The 20,094-nt window shown below is 62.4% G+C and carries 20 protein-coding genes; 12 read left to right on the plus strand and 8 right to left on the minus strand.

Going from position 1 to position 20,094, the window contains the following annotated elements:
- Positions 1-286 precede the first annotated feature (286 nt).
- From ACFVSI_RS17770 to ACFVSI_RS17785, 4 genes are all read left to right on the plus strand, one after another.
- Entirely contained in the window at positions 287-1,645 is a 1,359-nt protein-coding gene (locus ACFVSI_RS17770) for an MFS transporter (protein WP_387826479.1), read from the plus strand.
- Between the two features lie 31 nt (positions 1,646-1,676).
- Entirely contained in the window at positions 1,677-2,933 is a 1,257-nt protein-coding gene (locus tag ACFVSI_RS17775) for an aminopeptidase P family protein (RefSeq protein WP_387826481.1), read from the plus strand.
- A gap of 86 nt (positions 2,934-3,019) precedes the next feature.
- Complete coding sequence (locus ACFVSI_RS17780) at positions 3,020-3,823, plus strand: IclR family transcriptional regulator (RefSeq protein ID WP_387826483.1); 804 nt, start codon at positions 3,020-3,022, stop codon at positions 3,821-3,823.
- A gap of 212 nt (positions 3,824-4,035) precedes the next feature.
- Positions 4,036-6,084, plus strand: a complete 2,049-nt coding sequence (locus ACFVSI_RS17785; RefSeq protein ID WP_387826485.1) for a glycosyl hydrolase family 28 protein — start codon at positions 4,036-4,038, stop codon at positions 6,082-6,084.
- Between the two features lie 147 nt (positions 6,085-6,231).
- Here the strand turns inward: ACFVSI_RS17785 and ACFVSI_RS17790 are convergent, their stop codons facing one another.
- Entirely contained in the window at positions 6,232-6,711 is a 480-nt protein-coding gene (locus ACFVSI_RS17790; RefSeq protein WP_262276368.1) for a DUF4383 domain-containing protein, read from the minus strand.
- Positions 6,712-6,867: 156 nt separating this feature from the next.
- Here ACFVSI_RS17790 and ACFVSI_RS17795 point away from each other — a divergent pair, with 156 nt between their 5' ends.
- The 3 genes from ACFVSI_RS17795 to ACFVSI_RS17805 all read left to right on the plus strand — a co-directional run bounded on the left by ACFVSI_RS17795 (position 6,868) and on the right by ACFVSI_RS17805 (position 8,762).
- Positions 6,868-7,839: a hypothetical protein gene (locus ACFVSI_RS17795; RefSeq protein ID WP_387826487.1), complete on the plus strand. Its 972-nt coding sequence runs from the start codon at positions 6,868-6,870 to the stop codon at positions 7,837-7,839.
- A 93-nt stretch (positions 7,840-7,932) separates the two neighbouring features.
- Entirely contained in the window at positions 7,933-8,298 is a 366-nt protein-coding gene (locus ACFVSI_RS17800; protein WP_387826489.1) for an ArsR/SmtB family transcription factor, read from the plus strand.
- Positions 8,295-8,762, plus strand: coding sequence for an SRPBCC family protein (locus ACFVSI_RS17805; protein WP_387826492.1), 468 nt, complete (start codon positions 8,295-8,297; stop codon positions 8,760-8,762). The genes ACFVSI_RS17800 and ACFVSI_RS17805 overlap by 4 nt, the downstream gene beginning before the upstream one ends.
- On the opposite strand, the gene ACFVSI_RS17810 is transcribed toward ACFVSI_RS17805, so the two are convergent.
- Positions 8,759-9,400 (minus strand): LysE family translocator, encoded by a 642-nt coding sequence (locus tag ACFVSI_RS17810; protein WP_387826495.1) that lies wholly within the window; start codon positions 9,398-9,400, stop codon positions 8,759-8,761. The genes ACFVSI_RS17805 and ACFVSI_RS17810 overlap by 4 nt on opposite strands.
- Positions 9,401-9,502: 102 nt before the next feature.
- On the opposite strand from ACFVSI_RS17810, the gene ACFVSI_RS17815 reads away from it, so the two are divergent.
- On the plus strand, positions 9,503-9,958 hold the full coding sequence (locus ACFVSI_RS17815) for an Lrp/AsnC family transcriptional regulator (protein WP_144662223.1): 456 nt from the start codon (positions 9,503-9,505) through the stop codon (positions 9,956-9,958).
- Here the strand turns inward: ACFVSI_RS17815 and ACFVSI_RS17820 are convergent.
- The 3 genes from ACFVSI_RS17820 to ACFVSI_RS17830 form a co-directional block, all read right to left on the minus strand.
- Positions 9,955-10,581, minus strand: coding sequence for a hypothetical protein (locus ACFVSI_RS17820; RefSeq protein WP_387826498.1), 627 nt, complete (start codon positions 10,579-10,581; stop codon positions 9,955-9,957). The two genes, ACFVSI_RS17815 and ACFVSI_RS17820, sit on opposite strands and share 4 nt — an antisense overlap.
- Positions 10,578-12,056, minus strand: a complete 1,479-nt coding sequence (locus tag ACFVSI_RS17825) for a WXG100 family type VII secretion target (protein WP_387826501.1) — start codon at positions 12,054-12,056, stop codon at positions 10,578-10,580. Before ACFVSI_RS17825 ends, ACFVSI_RS17820 begins: the two co-directional genes overlap by 4 nt.
- Before the next feature lie 94 nt (positions 12,057-12,150).
- Entirely contained in the window at positions 12,151-12,609 is a 459-nt protein-coding gene (locus ACFVSI_RS17830; protein ID WP_387826642.1) for an Lrp/AsnC family transcriptional regulator, read from the minus strand.
- A gap of 393 nt (positions 12,610-13,002) precedes the next feature.
- Between ACFVSI_RS17830 and gluQRS the strand changes: the two genes are divergently transcribed.
- Positions 13,003-13,890, plus strand: a complete 888-nt coding sequence (gene gluQRS, locus ACFVSI_RS17835) for a tRNA glutamyl-Q(34) synthetase GluQRS (RefSeq protein ID WP_387826503.1) — start codon at positions 13,003-13,005, stop codon at positions 13,888-13,890.
- Positions 13,891-13,915: 25 nt separating this feature from the next.
- Entirely contained in the window at positions 13,916-15,034 is a 1,119-nt protein-coding gene (locus tag ACFVSI_RS17840; RefSeq protein ID WP_387826506.1) for a serine hydrolase domain-containing protein, read from the plus strand.
- 13 nt (positions 15,035-15,047) lie between these two features.
- On the opposite strand, the gene ACFVSI_RS17845 is transcribed toward ACFVSI_RS17840, so the two are convergent.
- Positions 15,048-15,674: a TetR/AcrR family transcriptional regulator gene (locus tag ACFVSI_RS17845; protein WP_387826509.1), complete on the minus strand. Its 627-nt coding sequence runs from the start codon at positions 15,672-15,674 to the stop codon at positions 15,048-15,050.
- Positions 15,675-15,775: 101 nt separating this feature from the next.
- Here ACFVSI_RS17845 and ACFVSI_RS17850 point away from each other — a divergent pair, with 101 nt between their 5' ends.
- Both ACFVSI_RS17850 and ACFVSI_RS17855 read left to right on the plus strand, forming a co-directional pair.
- Positions 15,776-16,567, plus strand: a complete 792-nt coding sequence (locus ACFVSI_RS17850; protein WP_387826512.1) for an SDR family NAD(P)-dependent oxidoreductase — start codon at positions 15,776-15,778, stop codon at positions 16,565-16,567.
- Positions 16,568-16,647: 80 nt separating this feature from the next.
- Complete coding sequence (locus tag ACFVSI_RS17855) at positions 16,648-17,184, plus strand: HD domain-containing protein (protein ID WP_387826515.1); 537 nt, start codon at positions 16,648-16,650, stop codon at positions 17,182-17,184.
- An 86-nt stretch (positions 17,185-17,270) separates the two neighbouring features.
- On the opposite strand, the gene ACFVSI_RS17860 is transcribed toward ACFVSI_RS17855, so the two are convergent.
- Together ACFVSI_RS17860 and ACFVSI_RS17865 are read right to left on the minus strand one after the other, a co-directional pair.
- Entirely contained in the window at positions 17,271-18,515 is a 1,245-nt protein-coding gene (locus ACFVSI_RS17860; protein ID WP_387826518.1) for a low temperature requirement protein A, read from the minus strand.
- 115 nt (positions 18,516-18,630) lie between these two features.
- Positions 18,631-19,938, minus strand: a complete 1,308-nt coding sequence (locus tag ACFVSI_RS17865) for an ATP-binding protein (protein WP_387826521.1) — start codon at positions 19,936-19,938, stop codon at positions 18,631-18,633.
- Positions 19,939-20,094: the final 156 nt, after the last annotated feature.

The following is a 20,094-nucleotide window of genomic DNA, read 5'->3' on the forward strand; positions in this document are numbered from 1 at the left end:
ACCCAGGCCGGGTGCCGACGTCGGGCTTTTTTGCTTTGCGTGACTGAGCGTTGGGTTGAAGGTCGGGAGATGTGAGTGAGGGTGGAGGTCATTTGGGCGTTGGTCGCAACCTTGAATCGTTGACTGCAACGAGAAGTCACTTTCAGCCATGGGTCGTTCTCACCGTGGCATTGCCCGCCTCGAGCCAGCCGCACTGACAAATGACCTCTTGACCGTGATCCACCACACACGTAGTCTGATGCAACAGCGTTGCGTTGAATGCAACCCAAATGATTTTGGTGGACACATGAGCAATGAATCCTCTGTGGCAGCCGAGCAAGGCATTTCACCCGCCTCCGGCCACAACCACACCCCCAGCCCCAAGAACACGGTCAGCAAGAACACTCGACGGCGAGTTGTCACTGCCAGCTTTATCGGCAATTTCGTCGAATGGTTCGACTACGCCGTATATGGATACTTGGCTGGCATTATCTCCTCAGTTTTCTTCCCCGAGTCCGACCGCCAAACGGCACTCCTGGCGACCTTCGGTGTCTTCGCCATCAGTTTCTTCGTGAGGCCACTCGGCGGTTTCATCTGGGGCCACATCGGTGACAGGATCGGACGCAAACAGGCGTTGTCCTTGTCCATCCTCCTGATGTCAGTTGCCACGTTCTGCATCGCGCTGATTCCGGGCTACGCAACGATCGGCGTCATGGCGCCCATCCTGCTCCTGCTCGTCAGGGTGGTCCAGGGCTTCTCGGCGGCCGGCGAATATGCAGGTGCGTCCGCGTTCCTTGTGGAGTACGCGCCGGCCAATCGGCGCGGACTCTATGCCGCCGTCGTGCCAGCAAGTACCGCAGCGGGACTGCTGCTGGGCTCCTTGCTTGCCGCCCTGCTGAGTTCAGTCCTGACCGCTGAGCAGCTGAACGAATGGGGCTGGCGCCTGCCCTTCCTGCTCGCAGCACCCATGGGTCTGATCGGCCGCTATATCCGGACCAAGCTTGAGGACACGCCTGCTTTCCGCGAACTGGCGGAGAAGGACACTGCTGTCAAAGCGCCCGCCTTTGCCATGTTCAGGACTTACCGAAAGCAACTCATCATCGCCACGGGTGCTGTGTTGCTGAACGCCGTGGGCTTCTACGTCATCCTCAGCTACATGCCGACGTACCTTTCGGAAGAGCTGGGCTTCGGAGCCGCGGAGTCATTCCTGGCCACCACCATTGCTCTGGCGAGCTACATCGGTTTCATCTTCTTGACCGGTATTGCCTCGGACAGATTCGGCCGCAAGCGCATGCTCCTCACCGCGTCCGTCCTGTTCGTGCTGCTGACTGTGCCGGCTTTCATGCTCTTGGATACGGGAAACTTCCTCGTGATCGTGCTGGTGCAGATCCTGCTGGGCGGGATGCTCACTCTCAACGACGGCACCCTGCCGAGCTTCCTCGCCGAACTCTTTCCCACCAAGGTCCGCTACACCGGCTTTGCCGTGAGCTTCAACCTCTCCAACGCCCTGTTCGGTGGTACCGCCCCGTTCATGGCAACACTCCTGATTGGCATGACCCACAACCAGCTGGCCCCTGGCTGGTACCTCGTGGCTGCCTCCCTGGTTTCCCTCGTCGCAGTCCTCTTCGCAGCAGAAACGTCAAAGAAGCCGCTGCAGCAGGACTGAGAAACAACCACACCCATTGAAAGGAATCACCATGACCATCACCCAAAACGAGTCCGTCAACGACGTCGCCAAGCTCGAGCGCACCAAGGTCCTCAACAACGGCGAAAAGGTCTCATTGACCTTCTCCGATACCGAGTTCGAACGCCGTCTCGCAGGCCTCCGCAGCATCATGGCCGAGAAAGACCTCGACGCCGTCATCCTCACCAGCTACCACTCCATCAAGTACTACTCCGACTTCCTCTTCACCTACTTCGGCCGCTCGTACGGCATGGTGGTCACCAAGGACGACACGGTCACCATCACGGCAAATATCGACGCCGGTATGCCTTGGCGCCGCAGCTACGGCGAGAACCTCGTATACACGGACTGGCGCCGTGACAACTACATCCACGCCATCCAGGAAGTCCTGCGGACCCGCGGCATCAACCCGCGCCGCATCGGCGTCGAAGATGATTCTCTGCCATTGGATAACCGCAACAAAATCCAGGCGGCCTTCTCCGGAGCAACGCTGGTTGACGTTGCCCAAACGGCAATGCGGCAGCGGATGATCAAGTCGGAGGAGGAGATCGCGGTCATCAAACACGGCGCCCGCATCGGTGACCTCGGCGGCGAAGCCATCCGCAACGCCATTACCGCCGGGATTACGGAGTACGAGGTAGCGCTGATCGGCACCGAAGCCATGGTCCACGAAATCGCGCGTACGTTCCCGGATTCCGAAATCCGTGACACCTGGGTGTGGTTCCAGTCCGGGATCAACACCGACGGCGCCCACAACTGGGCCACCACCCGCAAGATCCAGGAACTCGACATCCTGTCCCTGAACTGCTTCCCGATGACCAGTGGTTACTACACCGCGCTTGAGCGCACCCTGTTTTACGGTGAACCCGACGCCCGTTCTCTTGAGCTGTGGAACATCAACGTTGAGGTCCACAAGCGTGGGCTGGAGCTCATCAAGCCCGGCGCCGTGTGCAAGGACATCGCCGCGGAGCTCAACGAGATCTACATCAGCCATGGACTGCTGGCCAACCGGACCTTCGGCTACGGCCACTCGTTCGGAGTGCTCAGCCACTACTACGGCCGCGAAGCCGGCCTGGAACTGCGCGAAGACATCGATACTGTCCTTGAGCCGGGCATGGTGGTGTCCATGGAACCTATGATCACTGTGCTGGACGGCCAGCCGGGTGCGGGCGGCTACCGCGAGCACGACATCCTGGTGGTGGGCGACGACGGCGCGGAGAACATCACCAAGTTCCCGTTCGGCCCTGAGTACAACATCATCGGAGCGTAAGTGATGCGGCCGGTGGGCGCAGTGCACGGCGTCCACCGGTTCCAGCGCCGCAACGCCAGCAGCCCGCAGCGAAATATAGTGAACCCATGACTCCCTCCGAATCCAGCGACGCTCCAAATAACGGTGACAACAAGAGCACCTCGGTCATCGTGAACGCCATTGCCGTGCTGCGTAGCTTCTCTGCGGACGAACCCCTCCTTGGAGTCACGGAAATCGCAGGCCGCATTGGTCTCCACAAGAGCACCGTCTCGCGGATTTTGGCCACTTTGGAGCAAGAGGGTTTGGTGGAGCGCGACGTCGATTCGCGCAGGTTCCGCTTGGGGCTGGGCATGATCGCAATGTCGGGCCCCCTCCTGGCGGAACTCGATGAGCGGCGGGTTGCCTACCCCGTTTTGCAGGAGTTGACCGAACGCACCGGCGAGACCAGCGCGCTCATGGTGTGGAACGGCGTCGAATCCATGTGTGTGGAGCAGATCCCCAGCCGACACCAGGTCAAGCATCTTGCTCCGCTCGGGGCCCGATACAGGGAAGCGCTGAGCTCCTCCGTGCAGGTTTTTCTGGCAGCCGAAGACCCGGAACGGGTCCGTCACCTGCTCCGTGGCGGGTCCATCACGTTGCCTGGGCTGGATGAAGCTTCTGTGGAGACGTACCTTGACCGGCTCAAGGAAAGCGCGGCACGCGGATGGGCCGTGAACTTCGGTGAAACGTCCATCGAAGAGGTTGGTGTTGCCTCCCCGGTGTACGACCACCGTGGAAACATCGCGGCGTCAGTCTTGATCCCGGCTCCAAAGTTCCGCGTTTCGCAGGAAGTCCTGGCCGGCCTCGGCGAGGCTTGCGCGGCGGCGGCGGCCAAGGTCACGACCCGCCTGGGTGGCCGCACCCCTCAGTAGGCGGGGCATCGCTTCGTCGAGATGCCAGTTAATGGCAATCCCGCGCCCCCACATTGTCATTAATTGCCAAGTCGGCGGGTGCGGTTCTTGACCGCGCCCACTCCTTCCTAGGGTGATCTCAGAAAACGTTTTCTTGCCTTTCTCGACACCCACTGGAGAGCTCTGTGCCTCCAAGTACTGGGGTACATCGTTGTGCCCCGGGAAGGATTTCCATGAGATCGACCCGAAGAAAACCGCAATCCCGGCACCGTGTGGCGAGCACCATGCTGGCAGCCGTAGTGGGGATGACGTCTGTTGCCGCCGTCGTACCGCCGGCAAATGCCGCCCCCGCAGGAAAGGGGGACAGCCCGGCGTGCTCCAGTACCAGCATTCTCCTGAGCGGCGGAAGCAGCAGGGTCCCGCAAAACCTGTGCGTTCCGGCGCAGGCGACGGACAGTACCAAGACGCTGCTGGTGTGGAACAAGCCGGACATTTACGACGACGTTGTGGACTACCGCGTCTACCTGAACGGACGCGCTGTGGGAACCGCCGAGGAAAACGCGCGGACGTTCTCGCCTGCCCAGGAATACGTGGCGGCATTCCGCGCCGCCGACCAGGACGGATTCCACGTTCGGACCGTTGCCCACAATTACACCGTGACGGGCTTGTCTCCGCGCACCAGCTACGAGTTCACTGTCACCGCCATCAGGACCGACGGCAGCGAGTCTGCCGCGAGTGGACCCATCACCGTGACCACCACGCCGGTACGCCACGAAGTGAACATCACAGATCCCGCCTACAAGGCTGTGGGCGATGGGACAAGCCTCAACACCAAGGCCATCCAGAAGGCCATCGATACCTGCCGGACGCCTGGCTGTACTGTGGTGGTTCCCGCCGGAACTTTCAAAACCGGTGCGCTCTTCCTGCACTCGGACATGACCCTTGAGCTCCGGGAAGGAGCCCGTTTGCTCGGATCGGACAAGGCGGAGGACTATCCCCTGGACAAGGGCTACTACCTCTATCCAGTCCCCGACCCCCTCCCAACCGAGGCCGAATACCGAAACTACCGGAGGCCGCCGTCGCTCATTAACGTGCTTCCGGACGACAACGGCAGATCCGCCGGAAATCGCGAGCCCGGCGCGGTTGCAAGCAATGTGCGCATCGTCGGCAAAGGCGTGGTGGACGGAAACGGCTGGAAGCGGACCGCCGACGGATCGATAGTCGACGAAGCCGGCAACGAAATACCCCAATATGTGGCCAGTTCCGCAAGCAAAGTCCTGGACGACGGCGTGCTTGCCGCCGATCAGTTCCGCAAAGCCAAGGAAAATCCGGTAGCCCTCACCGGCGTCATCAACAAGCCTGAAACGCTGGATGACTCCGTACTCTACGGGCAGTACCGTTCAAGCCTGATGACCTTCATGGGAGTGAAGAACCTGTACATCGAGGGGGTCACGGCGGACAACCCGGCGTTCCACGGGGTGATGATCCTGGATACCGAAAACAGCACTGTGAACGCGATGCGGCACACCACCTATAACGCCAACAACGGTGACGGGTTGGAGTTCGGGGGTGCCAACAACGGGATCGTCCTGAACAATTTCTTTGACACCGGCGATGATCAGGTCAACTTCGCGGCAGGTCAGGGCAAATATGGAGCCCTCGGCAGGCCGAGTGAGAACGTGTGGATCTTCAACAACTACATGCGCATGGGCCACGGCGGTGTTGCCGTCGGTTCCAACACTGCGGCTTGGGTGCAGCGTGTGCTCGCTGAAGACAACGTCATGTACAAGGTTGAAACGGGAGGCCTCCGGATGAAAAGTACCTCGGACATGGCCGGCGGCGGGCGTGACTTCCTCTTCCGGGACACTGCCATGGCATGCATGGGGAGCAGCGCGTTCATCATGACGCTGAGCTACAACCAGTCGCCGTCGGGATACCTCGCTGCGGATTCGGCCACGTTCAAGGATGTGCGGGTCCGGAACGTTTCGGTGGACGGCAACAATTCGCCCACGTGCGGTATGGCCGTGTCCGACAGCAAGCCGGTCATCGACATCCAGGCAGGTCCCGCGCTCGGCGAAGGAACGGCGACCCTGAGTGCCTTCACCTTCCAGGATGTGGTGTTCCGCAACGTCAACCCGGCCAACATCAAGGGCCTGACGGATTCCTCCTTCGACAACGTGATGTTCCAGAGCGTGCGGAACAACGCCAACCCCTGGCGCTTGGACCAGTACTCCACAGGCAACACTTTTACCAATGTGAGCCCTGCACCGCCCGGGAAGTGACCACGTATTCCTGCGCCGACTTGGCATTTAATGACAATCGCGGGCATCAACATTGTCATTAAATGCCATCTCGGCGGAACGGAACAGAACGGCGGCCGCCCCCGCAAAGGGGCGGCCGCCGTCGTTGTTTCCGCAAATATCGAGGGTTTACATCTTCCTTCGAGTCGCGGCTGTTTCGTCCATGACATCCCTGCCGAGCCAGACGCCGAGGCCGATCATGGCTACGCCAAGGATCAGGTGGAGCCAGTTATCGGCCGTGTTGAACGGGATGAAGTTGGCGCCCGTTCCCTGGTTGATGACCAGGCCGTAGATCCAGAGGACGATGTACACGGCGCCGCCGCCCAGAAGGAACAGGCGGGCCATGCGGTCGTTCCTTGCCATGGCCAATCCGGCCGCGCCGAACAGCAGGTGAACGATGTTGTGGAGTATGGACACTTGGAAGACTCCAAGCAGCATGGCGCCGGATTCATGTCCCGCAAAGGTCATGGCGCCGTAATTGGTGGTGATTCCCGGGATAAAGCCCAGGACGCCTACCAGCAGAAATACTATGCCAACGCCCATGGCGGTGTTGCGAAGTGTCAACCCCATCATGTGGTGGTGTTCGGCAGGGTGCGAAGCGGTGGTCATCAGTCCTCCCTTTCACGCGGTTATGCGGCTCTTCTCCTGGAGAGCCGGCCTGCGGCAAGGGGTGTGGCAAAACCTTGCCGACGCCGCCATAATACTCCTGAAATGCTCCGGATAGCAGGGGATCGGCCCGGTTCAGGAGCCGGTTAGCATGGATTCATGAGCCAAGTGCCGAACGGTCGCGTGCACACCATTTTTCATGATGTCCGGGATCTGACGCCCTTCCGTGAGGGCTACGTCCGGACGCCTGTGCGTGGCCTGGCTGACGGCGTGAATGATGTCCTTTCGGGAGTCCTCAGTGGCCGGGACCATGCACGTTTGTCCGTTGTGGGCAGCGTCCCCAGGCTCAAGATACTGTCCTCGAAGACGGCGAAGGCCATGCACGAGGCCGTCTTCTCCTCCACGGAACCGGATCGCCTCCTCGCCTTCGCGCGGACGAACCCGGGATGGGCCGGGTTGTGCCACATCATGGCCGGGCTGCTGGTCTACAAGCACGGCGGATACTTGCGCGCGTCCGAACTGCTGCAGCGCGGGTTGACTACCAGGATCGACGACGACGCCAGCCAGTTCTCGGCCATGTACCTTGGGCAGGTGGTCACCCGGGTTGAGGTCGCCGAACGCATCGAGGTCCCCGTGCTGTTCAGCGAGGAATCCGTGTTCCTGGCGCTGGCCCATTGTCTCCGGGAAATGGGGATGACCGAGGCCGCCCTTGAAGCTGTGGTGGGTTTGCCGCCGTCGTTGCCTTCTGCCTTGGCCCGCTGCACAGCGGCGTTTTCCCTGGAGCGCCACCGTGACGTGGTGGTGTGGACCGAGGGTCTGCTGAATACCGACGACCTTTCGGCCGCTTTGTTGCTGATCCGGGCGAGGTCGCAGCGTGCCAGGGGTGATTTTGAGTCGGCCCAGACTGCCCTGAAGGAGGTCCTTCGCCGCAGGAAGACCAATCTGGCATTGAAGAATGATGCCCTGACGGACCGGGCTCTCCTGGCCTTGGACCAGGGGCGCCGGACCTTGACGCCACGATCCATGCGGCACGCTCCGCCGGCTGAGCTGGAATCCATGGACGTTATCCGCAAAGACGCCGAAATGCGGCGTCTTTGGGAGAACGACTTCCGGCAACTGGGCGGCGAATAGGGACTATTGTGCTGACCTCGGAAGCGGCGTACGCTCTTAATCAACCAAATCATTGATAAAGGATTTGGTTGATTACGGAAGGTTTGAGGGTAGATGGCACACGACGCTCCAGGTCCTGACACCTTGGACAGAGCCTTCATGGCTCTCGCGGATCCGGTCCGGCGCGCCATCGTTGCCCGGCTCTCCCGGGGGGATGCCACCGTCAACGAGCTCGCGGCACCCTTCGCCATTACCAAGCAGGCAGTCTCCAAGCACATACAGGTCCTGGAGCACGCGGGCCTGGTGACCCGCTCCCGGGACGCCCAGCGCAGGCCCGTCCATCTGGACGCCGCTGCCCTGGAACGCATGACGGCGTGGATTGACCAATACCGCCTGATCGCCGAGTCCCGTTTCAGGAGACTCGACCAACTGCTCGCCACCTCCCAGCAGGAACAAGAAAAGAAAGAGGAACTGAAATGAGCAATCCAACCACCATCACCGCAGATGACGGCGTCCCGTTCGTTGACACGGTCCGGGAATTCGACGCGCCCGTCAGTGCGGTCTTCAAAGCCCACGTTGACCCCGACCTCCTCGGCAAATGGCTGGGGCCGCGCAATGCCACGCTGAACGTCACCAAATACGACGCCACCACGGGCGGCAGCTGGCACTACGAGAGCGGGCACGAAGACGCCATGTTCGGTTTCCGCGGCATCTTCCACACCGTCGAAACCGACGCGCTGATCATCATGACGTTCGAATTCGACGGCGCCCCCAATCAGGTGGGCATCAGCACCACCACCTTCGAGGAAACCGGGGGCCGCACCCGGATCGTGGCCCACGAGGTCTACCCCACTGTGGAAGCGCGCGACATGGCTCTGGCCACCGGCATGAATTATGGAGTAGTGGAGGGATACGAGCGTCTCGACGAGCTGCTTGCCGCTTAGACGTGTGGCAGCAGCGGCAGCAGCTGCTCCGACAACAGCACGGTCCCCAGTCCGATCATGATGATTCCGCTGGTCAGCGTCACAGCCCGCGCGGCACCGGGCCGGGACGCGAGCAGCTTCCTCGACGCCAGGGCAACAGCCGTGTAAACCATGCCGGCAAGCAGGACGAAGGTCAGTCCCAACAGGCCGGACTGGACCGGCACAGGCAGTGCGGCCTCGGGACTGACGAATTGGGGCACCAGGGCGACGAAGAACAGGAGCCCTTTGGGGTTGATGCCGCTGGTGCCCATGCCCTGGAAGAACGTGCGGAGCTGGTTACCGGAATGCACGACGCCGTCTTCCGCACTGAAGCTCGCGCCTCGCCACGAGCGGATGGTGCCGATGCCCAGCCACAGCAGGTACGCCGCGCCGGCGATCGTCAGCCACCCCAGAAGGCCGGGGACGCCGGCGAGGAGCGCGGCCAAGCCAGCGGCCATCAGGAAAGTGTGGATAACGTAACCGCTGCAAAGGCCGGCAACTGCGGGCACGAAACTGCGTTGACGCAAACCGGCTGAAATCGAGTACGCCCAGTCGACGCCGGGTGTGCAGGCCAGCGTGGCTGCCACGATGATGAAGGCGAGGAACAATTGCGGATTCACGATCTCTCCAGGATTGGTTGGTAGGGAAAACTCTAGGGAAATTAAGCCCGTAAGTGTTCGCCTATTTAGCTCTGGGGAGTGCTGGCCGCGTAAGATTATTGCGTGATTGACGGTATTGATAGAAGTATTTTGCGGCACCTCAAAGAGGATGGCCGGATGACTGCCACAGCCTTGGCATCCAAGGTAGGTTTGACGGTGGCTCCCTGCCATCGAAGGCTCCGCGATCTCGAGTCGACCGGGGTCATACGGGGTTACCGCGCGGACATAGATCCGGCGGCGGTGGGGCTCGGGTTCGAAGCGATCGTGTTCGTTACTTTGCGGCAGGTTGACAGGGGAACCATGGCCGCCTTCGAGGCCAGGGTCACGGCCAACCCGAACATCGTCGAGGCCCAGCGTCTCTTTGGTTCACCCGACTACCTGTTGAAGGTCATAGCCGCGGACCTGCCTGCGTACCAGCGCTTCTACGACGACGAACTTGCCGCCCTGCCCGCGGTGGAGCGGCTCACGTCGACATTGGTCATGAAGAACCTGAAGACCAACATCGGGCCGCCGGTTTAGCTGACCGGAGTCACATGGACGATGATGACCTGGGTTTCCTTGGAGCCATCGAAGCGGAGGTCGTAATTGACCTCCAGTCCGGTGCTGGTGCCCGAGGTCAAGGAGTAGTCGCTTTTTGCGGATGAGTCCTTGCTGGTGGAGGAGATCCATCGCTCGGCGTCGTCGGCATCGATACCGTACTTTTCCACTCCGTCACGGATCAGCGCAGCGAAGTCCTCTGCGGAATCCGCCGTGAGGAAGTAGGTGACTTCGGTGAAATCAGGACGGGCATCGGTGGTCTTGAACCGGATGCGGTCTGTTTGCGCGTGGATCTCTCCACTGGGTCCCACAATGGTTAGCTCGATCTTTCCCGAGTCCTGGGTGTTGATCTCCGGGCCGTAGCTGTCGTCGCTTACCCGCACAGCCGATTTCTGCAGCGCCCCGCTGCTCATGTCCAGCTTGGCCCGTTTGTCTGTCCTGATCCGGTCAACACCTGCGGCATCAAGCGTGGAAAATTCCGAGGTAATCACTGTGCTCCCTTGGGACGTTGATGGTGAAGCGGGGACGGGGACCTGGCAGGCCGTGGTGGTGAGGATGCCCGCGCACACGGCTGCCAGTCCCAGGACTCTCATGATCCGGGTCATTGGTGGACCTCCGCGTCGAAGCCGTCCAGGAAACGGTCCATGATGCCCGGAATGTTGTTGGTTGGCCTGTACTGCTCAACGCGGTCGTTGAAATCTGAACCGACGATGTCCCGGGCCTGCTGGGGATTGTTGGCCAGTAGCTCCTGGTATGCCGGGAGGGTGTCCTGCTTGATCAGGGCCCAGCGTTGATCGGCATCGGCAATGTTGCCGTCCGGGAATCCGGTGGTGAAGTCCGTGCGGAACTGCGTTGGGTTGTCCCAGTTGGTGAAGGGGATGTTTTCCGGCCCGGGGCTTTCCACGCTGAACTTGTACGGGAACACTTCGGGGTAGCTCTTTGCTCCGGGAATGGAGGGTTCACCTGCCAGGGTGACCATGTAGGTCACGGCTTCCCCTCCAGGATGGCTGCGCATGGTGTCGTAATCGTCGGCGATGATCTCGTTCTGCTCCCGGTACAGCAGGGCGGTGTTGCCTTCCTTGACCTGCGCCGGGTCGCCGGAATCAATCTGTGCCCACGCCTTTGCGGTAGCTGGGTCGATTGCGCCGGAGTCCCGGAGGCGGTTGATCTCGTCAATGCCGCCGTTCATGTAGGCCTGGTGCTGGCGGGCCTGGTCCAGGAAGATCTCCTTGTTCATGTCCAGCATGGACGTCTCGTAGAACTTGATCTCGGCGTCAGTCATGCCCGCGAGCTGCTCGATCTGGTCGAGTACCGGGATGGGGACATCGGAAGCCGGGTTATCGGCGATCTGCCGGGCCAGATCGCGCAGCATGGCCATGTCCTTGAATCCGCCGGCGAAGGAAGGGCCGATCATGTTCGCCATGCCGGCCCACTGGAGGTCCGGATTGGCAAGAAATGCCTGACCGTAGAAGTCGTAGACCTTCTTGATGGTCTCCCAGTTGTATTCAGTGCCCTTGCTGGTGTCCCAGGTGGAGGGGTCTATGCCCATCTCGCGCATGGCCTGCTGGTTCCAGTAATCGCTGAGGAACTGGGAGTACTCGGGAGATTTCTTCTCGATGAGTCCCGAGTCGGCTGCCGCGTCCATGGCGGCTTTGGCTTCCTGGGGGTGCTCGAGCGCCCACTTCTTGAACTCATCGCTGCGAAGGTACTCCGCGCGTTCTTCGGGAGTCATCCCGTTTAACAAATCCGTGAGCTCCTGGCCGTTTCCGCCGGAACCGGAGCCTCCGGAGCCAGCACCGCCCGCTCCGCCCTGGGTGCTCGCGGCTTCCTGTTCCCCGGCGTTCTGCATCAGACTCCGGGAGGCTGCCTTGATGCCGGAAGCCGCGCTCTGGAGGGCGCGCAGGTGCGAGCTGTTCCAATCGTGACGGAAGCGGTCGCCGTCGTTCCCCCGCCACTGACTGTTGGTGATGGTGCCGGACAGCTGTTGGCCCAAATTCGTGAGACTGTCCGCGTTACGGGCAAGCTCCTTGGCCAACTGCCGCAACTGTGCGACGTCCGCGCCATAGAAGTTACCCGCCACGTTGCCCCCAATGTAGTGTGCCGTTGCCTGCCCCCATCCTAGGCTGGCGCCGCAACCGGGCACATGGGGACAACTTCCCTATGTGCATAAGTGACTACCCGCTGAGCAGGCCCGTGGTCCGGTAGGGAATCACTTCCCGGAGGAACATGCTGGTGGACGTCCGGACAATGCCGGGGCACAAACGGATTTCCTCCGACACGCGGTAGAGATCGTCAGGGCTCTTGGCCACCACCCGGATGATGAGGTCGGTATCCCCGGCGGGGGCGTGGCATTCGAGGACTTCCGGAATCTCGCGAAGGGCTGCGATGGCCTGGTTCAAATGGCTTTGGTCCAGTTCTGCGCTCACTGCCGCAGCCACTCCGCGCCCGAGTGCCGACGGCAGGACGCGGCTGCTGTTGGCCCGCAACGCACCGGACGCCGTCATCCGTTCCAGGCGCGACTGCACAGTCCCGCGTGCCAAGTGCAATTTCTGCGCCAAGACCATGATGGGAACACGGGGATCGTCGTCGAGTGCGGCCAGAATCCGGCGGTCTGTAGCGTCGAGTTCCTGCAAAATGACCACTTCCTGTCCTGTTCTCTAGAGATGAGTAGTCAGATCGACCAATAATTCAGAGGACTATTGCTCCTACTGTACGTCTGCTGCTGAAATAGTGGCAACGAAGCAGGACGAGGCTACCGCCGAGGCCCGCCGGCACCAGGCCCCCGGAACACCACCCGGAGTCCTGCACAGGTTTCCCGCAAGGAAGCAGCCGCTGATTGACTCTTGTTCACAGCATTGTCATTCTGCACTCGCCCGCTGGTCGGGCAGCACAGCAAGAGCCCCTGAGCCACCGGATCGTTGCGGTAGCTGAGGGGCTCTTGTGTTGTCTGCGCCGGCCCACGCCCGGCCGAGCGGCCCGCCACGGCGCCCGGCCGGTGGTCCCGCCTGGGCGCATAGGCTTGGACCATGACTTCCGCCGGGCGATTTGCCCCGAGCCCTTCGGGTGAACTCCACGTTGGCAATCTCCGTACGGCCGTGCTGGCCTGGCTGTTCGCACGTTCCAGCGGCCGCGATTTCCTGCTGCGGGTGGAAGACCTTGACCGAGCCAGATCCGGCGCCGAGGCCGATCAGCTCCGCGACTTGCAGGCCATCGGCGTCATCTGGGATGCCGATGTCGTTCGCCAGACGGAGCGCGCGGGCCTCTACGACGAAGCAATCCAGCGACTGGCGTCGGAAGGGCGCACCTATGAATGCTTCTGCACCCGCAAGGAAATCCAGGAAGCGCCATCGGCCCCACATGCTCCCCAAGGGGCCTACCCGGGCACGTGCCGGCGGCTTTCAGCTGCCGAGCGGGAGATACGGCGTGCTTCGCGTCCAGCATCCGTCCGCCTACGCGCGGACGTCGCCGAGTGGGCTGTTGAGGACCAGTTGCACGGCACTTTTGTGGGGATGGTGGACGACTTTGTGCTGCGTCGAAATGACGGCGTCACCGCCTACAACCTGGCCGTGGTGGTCGACGACGCCGCACAGGGAATCGACCAAGTGGTGCGCGGCGACGACCTCCTCCCGTCCAGCCCGCGACAGGCGTACCTCGCCACGCTTTTGGGCCATCCCGTCCCCGAATACGCGCATGTTCCGTTGGTGGTAAACCACGACGGCGTGAGGCTGGCAAAGCGCGACGGTGCCGTCACGCTGGACGACCTCGCCGCCGTCGGAATTCCTCCCGAGCGGGTGCGGGCCCTGATCCTTGAGTCCCTCGGCTTGCCAGGCGGGACCTTGCAGGAGGCGCTTCCGGCGTTCGACCCGCAGCGGCTCCCCCGGGAGCCTTGGGTGTGGATAACTCCGCGTGCTTGAAAGGTCCACCACGTAGGCTGGCTGGATGCATGCACAGATGGTCGCCCCAGGTTTCGAACCCGTCGCCGAACTTTTTGGCCGTTTCCTGGATCAGGATCCCGAGTACTCGGCCCAAGTGGCTGCGTATCATCGCGGCGTGAAGGTGCTGGACCTGAGCGGTGGTCCGCACATCCGCCCCGACTCGGTGACCGGCGTGTTCTCCTGTTCCAAAGGAATGGCCGGTCTGGTCATGGCCTTGCTGGTGGAGGAAGGGCAACTGGACCTCGACGCCGAGGTGGTCAAGTACTGGCCGGAATTCGGGGTGGAAGGCAAGGCCGCGATCACCGTTGCCCAGCTCCTGTCGCACCAAGCCGGCTTGTTGGGTCCGGAGGGTGGCCTGACGCTGGAAGAGGTTAATGATTCCAGGCTCGCCGCCGCCAAACTCGCCAAACTGGCTCCCTTGTGGAAGCCCGGTGCCTCCTTCGGCTACCACGCCCTCAGCATCGGGATCTTCATGGAGGAGCTGTGCCGGCGGATCACTGGGGCAACCCTTCAAGAGGTTTTCGAGCACCGCATCCGGGCGGTAACCGGCGCGCATTTCTACCTTGGGCTGCCTAAGTCCGAAGAATCCCGTTTCGCACCCTTCCGTTGGGCAGCTGATCCTTCGTGGCCTTGGGTGGACCCGGCCAGTCACTTCGGCCTGGCAGCCAACGCGGCCGTGGGTGACATTCTGGATTTGCCGAATATCCCGGAAGTACGGGCTGCCGGTTTGAGCTCGGCGGCGGGCGTGTCCAGCGCGGATGGTATGGCGAGGATCTATGCAGCCGCGCTCACAGGCCTCGCCGGGGATGCCGACGTCGCACCCCTTCTAACGGAGGAAACCATCCGGACAGTGACTGCCGAGCAGGTCTTCGGCATCGACAGGGTCTTCGGTGAGACGGGTTGCTTTGCCACCGTCTTCATGAAATCGCACTCCCGGATGCCCTTCGGCAGCTACCGCGCCTTCGGGCACGACGGCGCCAGCGCATCCTTGGGGTTTGCCGATCCTGTCTACGAACTCGGCTTCGGTTATGTACCCCAGCAGGCCGAGCCCGGGGGAGTGGGGTGCCGCAACTTCCAGCTGAGCTCAGCCGTGCGGGAGGTCATCGCCGGGCCGGGGGTGTAGCCCGGTAGTTCAGTTACCCGGGCAGTACATCGTGTGCTTGGGCTGCCGGCACGCCCGCAACCATTCCTGCCCACAACGTATCCGTGGTTGCTGCCAAGGCATCATCCACGGGCATTCCTTCCAGGTGCTTGCCTGCAGCGAGGATAGCGGCACCGTGGAGGCTGACGAAGCAGACCATGGCCAAGGTGCCGGGGTCGCCGGGAGCCAGTTCGCCGGCCTCCTGGGCCTCGACGATCATTCCCTGGGCTATCTCGATTCCCTGACCGCCCGTGTTTCGCAGCTCGGCACTTGAATCCGGGTGGTGCTTGGTGGAGTACATGATGCTCAACAGGGCCGGGTGTGCAACCGCAAATCCCACGTACGCCTTCGCGACGCCGATGAACCGCTCCCGCAGGCTGCCCCCGGCCTCCGAAGCGGTCTGGATGCGGCTGTTCATCAACTCGAAGCCAGCCATGGCCAAGGCGTCGATCAACGCCTGCTTGTCCCGGAAGTGCTTGGCCGGTGCCCCATGGCTGACGTTGACATCCCGGGCGAGCTGCCTGAGGGAAAGCCCGTCAACGCCGGCCTCTTCAATGGTGTCCATGGCACGCTCCAGGAGGGCTTCGCGGAGTTTTCCATGGTGGTAGGGCTGCTCGGTCATGCTTCAAGTCTAGAGCAATGTAGGCATTGACAACAATGTAGTCGCTGCCTACCATGTAGACAGCGACTACATCAGTCCCCCACACAACGACGGGAACCATCATGACCATGACCTACTCCGGCACCACCGCGCTCATCACGGGAGCAAGTTCCGGGCTCGGCGCCGAGTTCGCGCAGCGCTTCGCCGCCCGTGGCTCCAACCTTGTCCTGGTTGCCAGGCGGGTGGATCGCCTGGAAGACCTGGCACAGCAACTGCGAAGCGAATATGGCGTCACGGTGACGGTGCTCCCGATGGACCTCGGTCGACCAGGCGTGGGGGCGGAGCTTTTCAATGAACTATCCGTACGCGGCATCGCCGTGGACACCCTGATCAACAACGCAGGCTTCGGTACCCATGGGCCCTTGGTGGAGGAAGATCCGGCGGTCATAGCCTCCGAAATCTCGCTCAATGTTGCTGCCCTGGTTGATATCACCCGGGCTTTCCTGCCCGCAATGCTCACGTCCGGCAAGGGCGCGCTGGTGAATGTGGCCAGTACGGCGGCATTCCAGCCGATCCCCGGCATGGCTGTCTACGGCGCAACCAAGGCCTTCGTCCTGAGCTTCACCGAGGCCGTAGCCCACGAAACCAAGGACTCAGGGCTCAACGTCCTGGCACTGTGCCCGGGGGCTACCAAAACGGAGTTCTTCGACGTACTGGGGAGCCAGTCGGCGGCGGTCGGCCCCATGCAGACCTCGGCCCAGGTGGTGGAGACGGCCCTCAAGGCGCTCGACCGCAAGGTAACGCCCGGCAGCGTCGTCTCAGGATGGATGAACCGGGTGGCCGCAGGATTCGCCCAGCGTTTACCTCGGGCAGTTACCGTGGCAATCGCCGCGCGCGCCGTTCAGGATTGGTAGACGGTACATCCTTACCGCTGACGACGGATAGCCTGAGTAAGGGGTCACCCCGAAAATCCGTTGCCGAGTCGGAGGCCAGAATGACTGAACCACGTTTCACAGTAGAGACTGCCCAGGTTCTGGCGGAGGTGGCCCACAACCGCCAGAAGGACAAACTCAAGCGGCCGTATCGGGAGCACGTCCTCGCCGTAGGTGACGCCTTGGCCGACTTTGACGACGACATCCGGATTGCGGGCTACCTCCACGACATCGCCGAAGACACGCCCATCACCCGGCAGGCGCTGCTGGAGATGGGCGTTTCCGAGCGCGCCCTCGCCATTGTCGAGCGCGTCACCCGCCGCTTCCACGACGATCCTGATGATTACGACGCCGGCATCCGGTACGTCGCGGAGGACCACGACGCCACGTTGGTCAAGATCGCCGACAATGCCCACAATTCCCTGCCCGAACGCGTCCAGGCGCTCGCGGAGAAGTGGCCGGACAAGCCGCCGGTAACGCGGTACGCCGATGCCCGCCCGGTGCTCTACGTAGCCGTTCCCAAGGAAGAGGTCCGGATGATCCTGCAACGGATCAACCCGCACCTGCTCGCGGAGCTCGACGACATCGTTCCCGAGTAGTTGTTCCGGAGTAGTTGTAAGGCCCGATCTGCGTGACCCAGGGAAGATTCAGGGCGCAAAGCGGGCCCCGCAACTTTGGGTTGAGTTTAGCCAGCCGCGGTTTCCAGCCGGCGGAGCGCCGCAGCCCGGCCCTTGTGTCCGCGCCGTTCGTCGTAAGCAATGGAGAGGCCCAGGACCAGCATCATTTCCAGCATGCAGAGGGGCACGGATGCTCCCGCAGCGGCCATGGCGATACTTGCGGCCAAGCCGAGCACCACAACGGTGGTGCTCCACAGCAGCTCGCGGTCCGGGTTGAGCATGATGCTGTAGAGCGTAGTGAGGGAGACCTTGAAGAGAATGATGGGGATGGCGATTGAGGCCACGGCTGCTGCCCCACTGATGCTGGCCTCATGGTCGATGTAGTACGCGGCAATGTGGAGTCCGGCGCCGGTGGCAGCGATGGCGGCGAAGATGAACATGTGCCCGTAGCCGAACACCCATGAGCGGTGCCGTTGGAGATGGAGCGCGGGCCCTGCCGGCAGGATGAAGTAGATCCACCACATGGCGAAGGCCAAGCCTGTCCCGCTGAAGCCCACCAGTGCGGCATCCAGGGTCCAGCCGTGCAGGGCAACAATCGCCCGGAGAGTCTCAATGGCGCCGATCAGGCACTCACCCAGGGCAATGATGGCAAGGAGCCCGTACCGCTCGGCAATATGGTGTGCATGCCACGGCGTCCGGGCTTTGCGTTCGGCGAGCCCGGGAACTGACATCTCCAGGACGAACAGCGGTGCTGCCAATAAGAAAGTAGTGAGCACATCCGTCTCGATCACCAACGCGGCCACCCAGCCCAGCTGTACCAAGGCAAGATACTTGGCGTAACGCAGGCACGTCTCCCGGCGTTCGGGATCCTGGCGTGCAGCGCGCAGCCATTGGAAGACCAACGCGACGCGCATGATGATGTAGCCGATGAGGATGGCCACGTTGTTGACATGGTCGCCCTCCACCAGGGAGTGGAACATCGGCTCGATGCCCATCGCGAGGATGAGGACGCCCACCATCTGGACCATGGTGACCACGCGGAACACCCAGTCGTCGGTGTCGTAGGCGCTCGCGAACCACGTGAAGTTCACCCAAGCCCAGATCACCGCAAACATGGCGTAGCAGAATCCAAGCAAGCCCGGTCCAACGTGGGCTTCGGCCACGGCGTGGGCGAACTGGTTGCCTGCCACACCGAAGGCGATAACGAAAGTCAGGTCGAAGAACAGCTCAAGCGGGGTGGCGGTGCGGTGTTTCTCGTGGGGATCGCGCCCGCCCATCCGGGAGAGGGCATGGCGGAGGGGGTTCGTGGACATGGCTCAAAGATTACCGTTGCCGGCGATCCTGCGCCGGGTTCGCGGGAATGCGTCCAGCTCGACCGGAAAATTCCGGCGATCTGGCAGGGTTCCCGCGAACTCGTTGCGCAGACCCCTAAACGCGGCCCAGGACGTCGATGTCTTCCAGGAAGTCCTGGTGCACTTCGGGGCTGACGGTCGTGCGGGTGTCCGCGATCGCGTCGAGGTAGTCCTGGGTGACGGGGCCCTTCCGACCATTGGCGCCTTCCGAGGCAGGGCCGGCAGCGCCGTCGTCGTACACGGCTTTTTCCAAGGCCCGCTGGGAGGCACTGCGCGCCGCGAACTCGATATCCGCCGGCGAGAAGCCTTCGGTCCGCTCGACCAACTGGGCAATGTCCACGGAGTCCACCACGGAGGCCGGGATGAACCGTTGCCACATGGCCTCACGGGCATGGACGTCCGGAAGGCCAATGGGGATGACGTAGTCGAAGCGCCCATGGCGGAGGAACGCAGTATCCAGTGCACGGATGAAATTGGTGGCGCACACCAGCAAGCGGCCGGGCTGTTCGCGGAAAGCCGGGATGATCTTGAGGAGCTCGTTGGTGACGCCCTGCAGCGGCGACGGCGGATCACCGGCACGCTGGGAAGCGATCTCCTCCACCTCGTCGATGAACACCACGGCGTGCTCCAGCTCAGCGATCTCCAGGAATGTCTCCCGCAAGGCACCCGCCAAACCCTTGGGATCGGAGGCCAGGCGCGAGGGGAACACCTCCACGAACGGCCACTCCAGGCGTGAGGCGATGGCTTTGGCGAATGTGGTTTTTCCTGTGCCGGGCGGACCGAACAACACCACCGCGCGCGGCGGAACAACGCCGTATTCGTCGGCGAGGTCGGCTTCGGCCAGGGGGAGCACCAGTCGGCGCTCCAGCAGTTCCTTCTCGCGGCGCATGCCGGCCACGTTCTCCCACAGATCGCGCGCCAGGACGCGCCCGCCGAGAAGTCCCAGCGCACCAAGTTCCTGGCGCTGCACGGGAATGGTCCGCTCAAAGTAGCGCAGGTTCTTCTTCACCACGAACCCGCGGCCCAGGAACGCCTCGACCCGCGTTTCGGTCTCCGGCATCAGCGCGGAGAGTTTATTGAGGCCGTGCGGAGCCATCCGGTTTTCGACGGCGGCCAGCAGCGAGGTGCCGATGCCCCGTCCGCGGAACTCGGGAAGCGTCGCCAGGAAGACGATCCAGCCTTGGTCATGGGCGGCACGTCCCACGGCGGCACCCACCACTTGCTCGCCCTGAACCGCGACCACGGCGTGGTCCTTCTCGCAGGAAGCCAGGACTTCGGACAGGGCGTAGACGGGCTCCACGCCGTCGGCCTTGAGGGACTCCCAGAGGTGCAGTATCCCGTCGAGATCAGACGAGTGGAAGTCCCGGATGCGCCAATTGGTCATGAGTTCTTCTCCTGGGGCTGTCAGTGAGTCGCCGTTGATTCCTTGGAGTTGAGCATAAGGGAACCGCCGACGTTGAACGTTGCGGCTCCGTTGCGTTACGTAGTCTGACCCCGCGTCTAGGATGAGCACAGGAAACACCCAGCACGTTCAAGGGAG

It is taken from the genome of Paenarthrobacter sp. NPDC057981 (assembly GCF_042886835.1).
Taxonomy (GTDB): Bacteria; Actinomycetota; Actinomycetes; order Actinomycetales; family Micrococcaceae; genus Arthrobacter.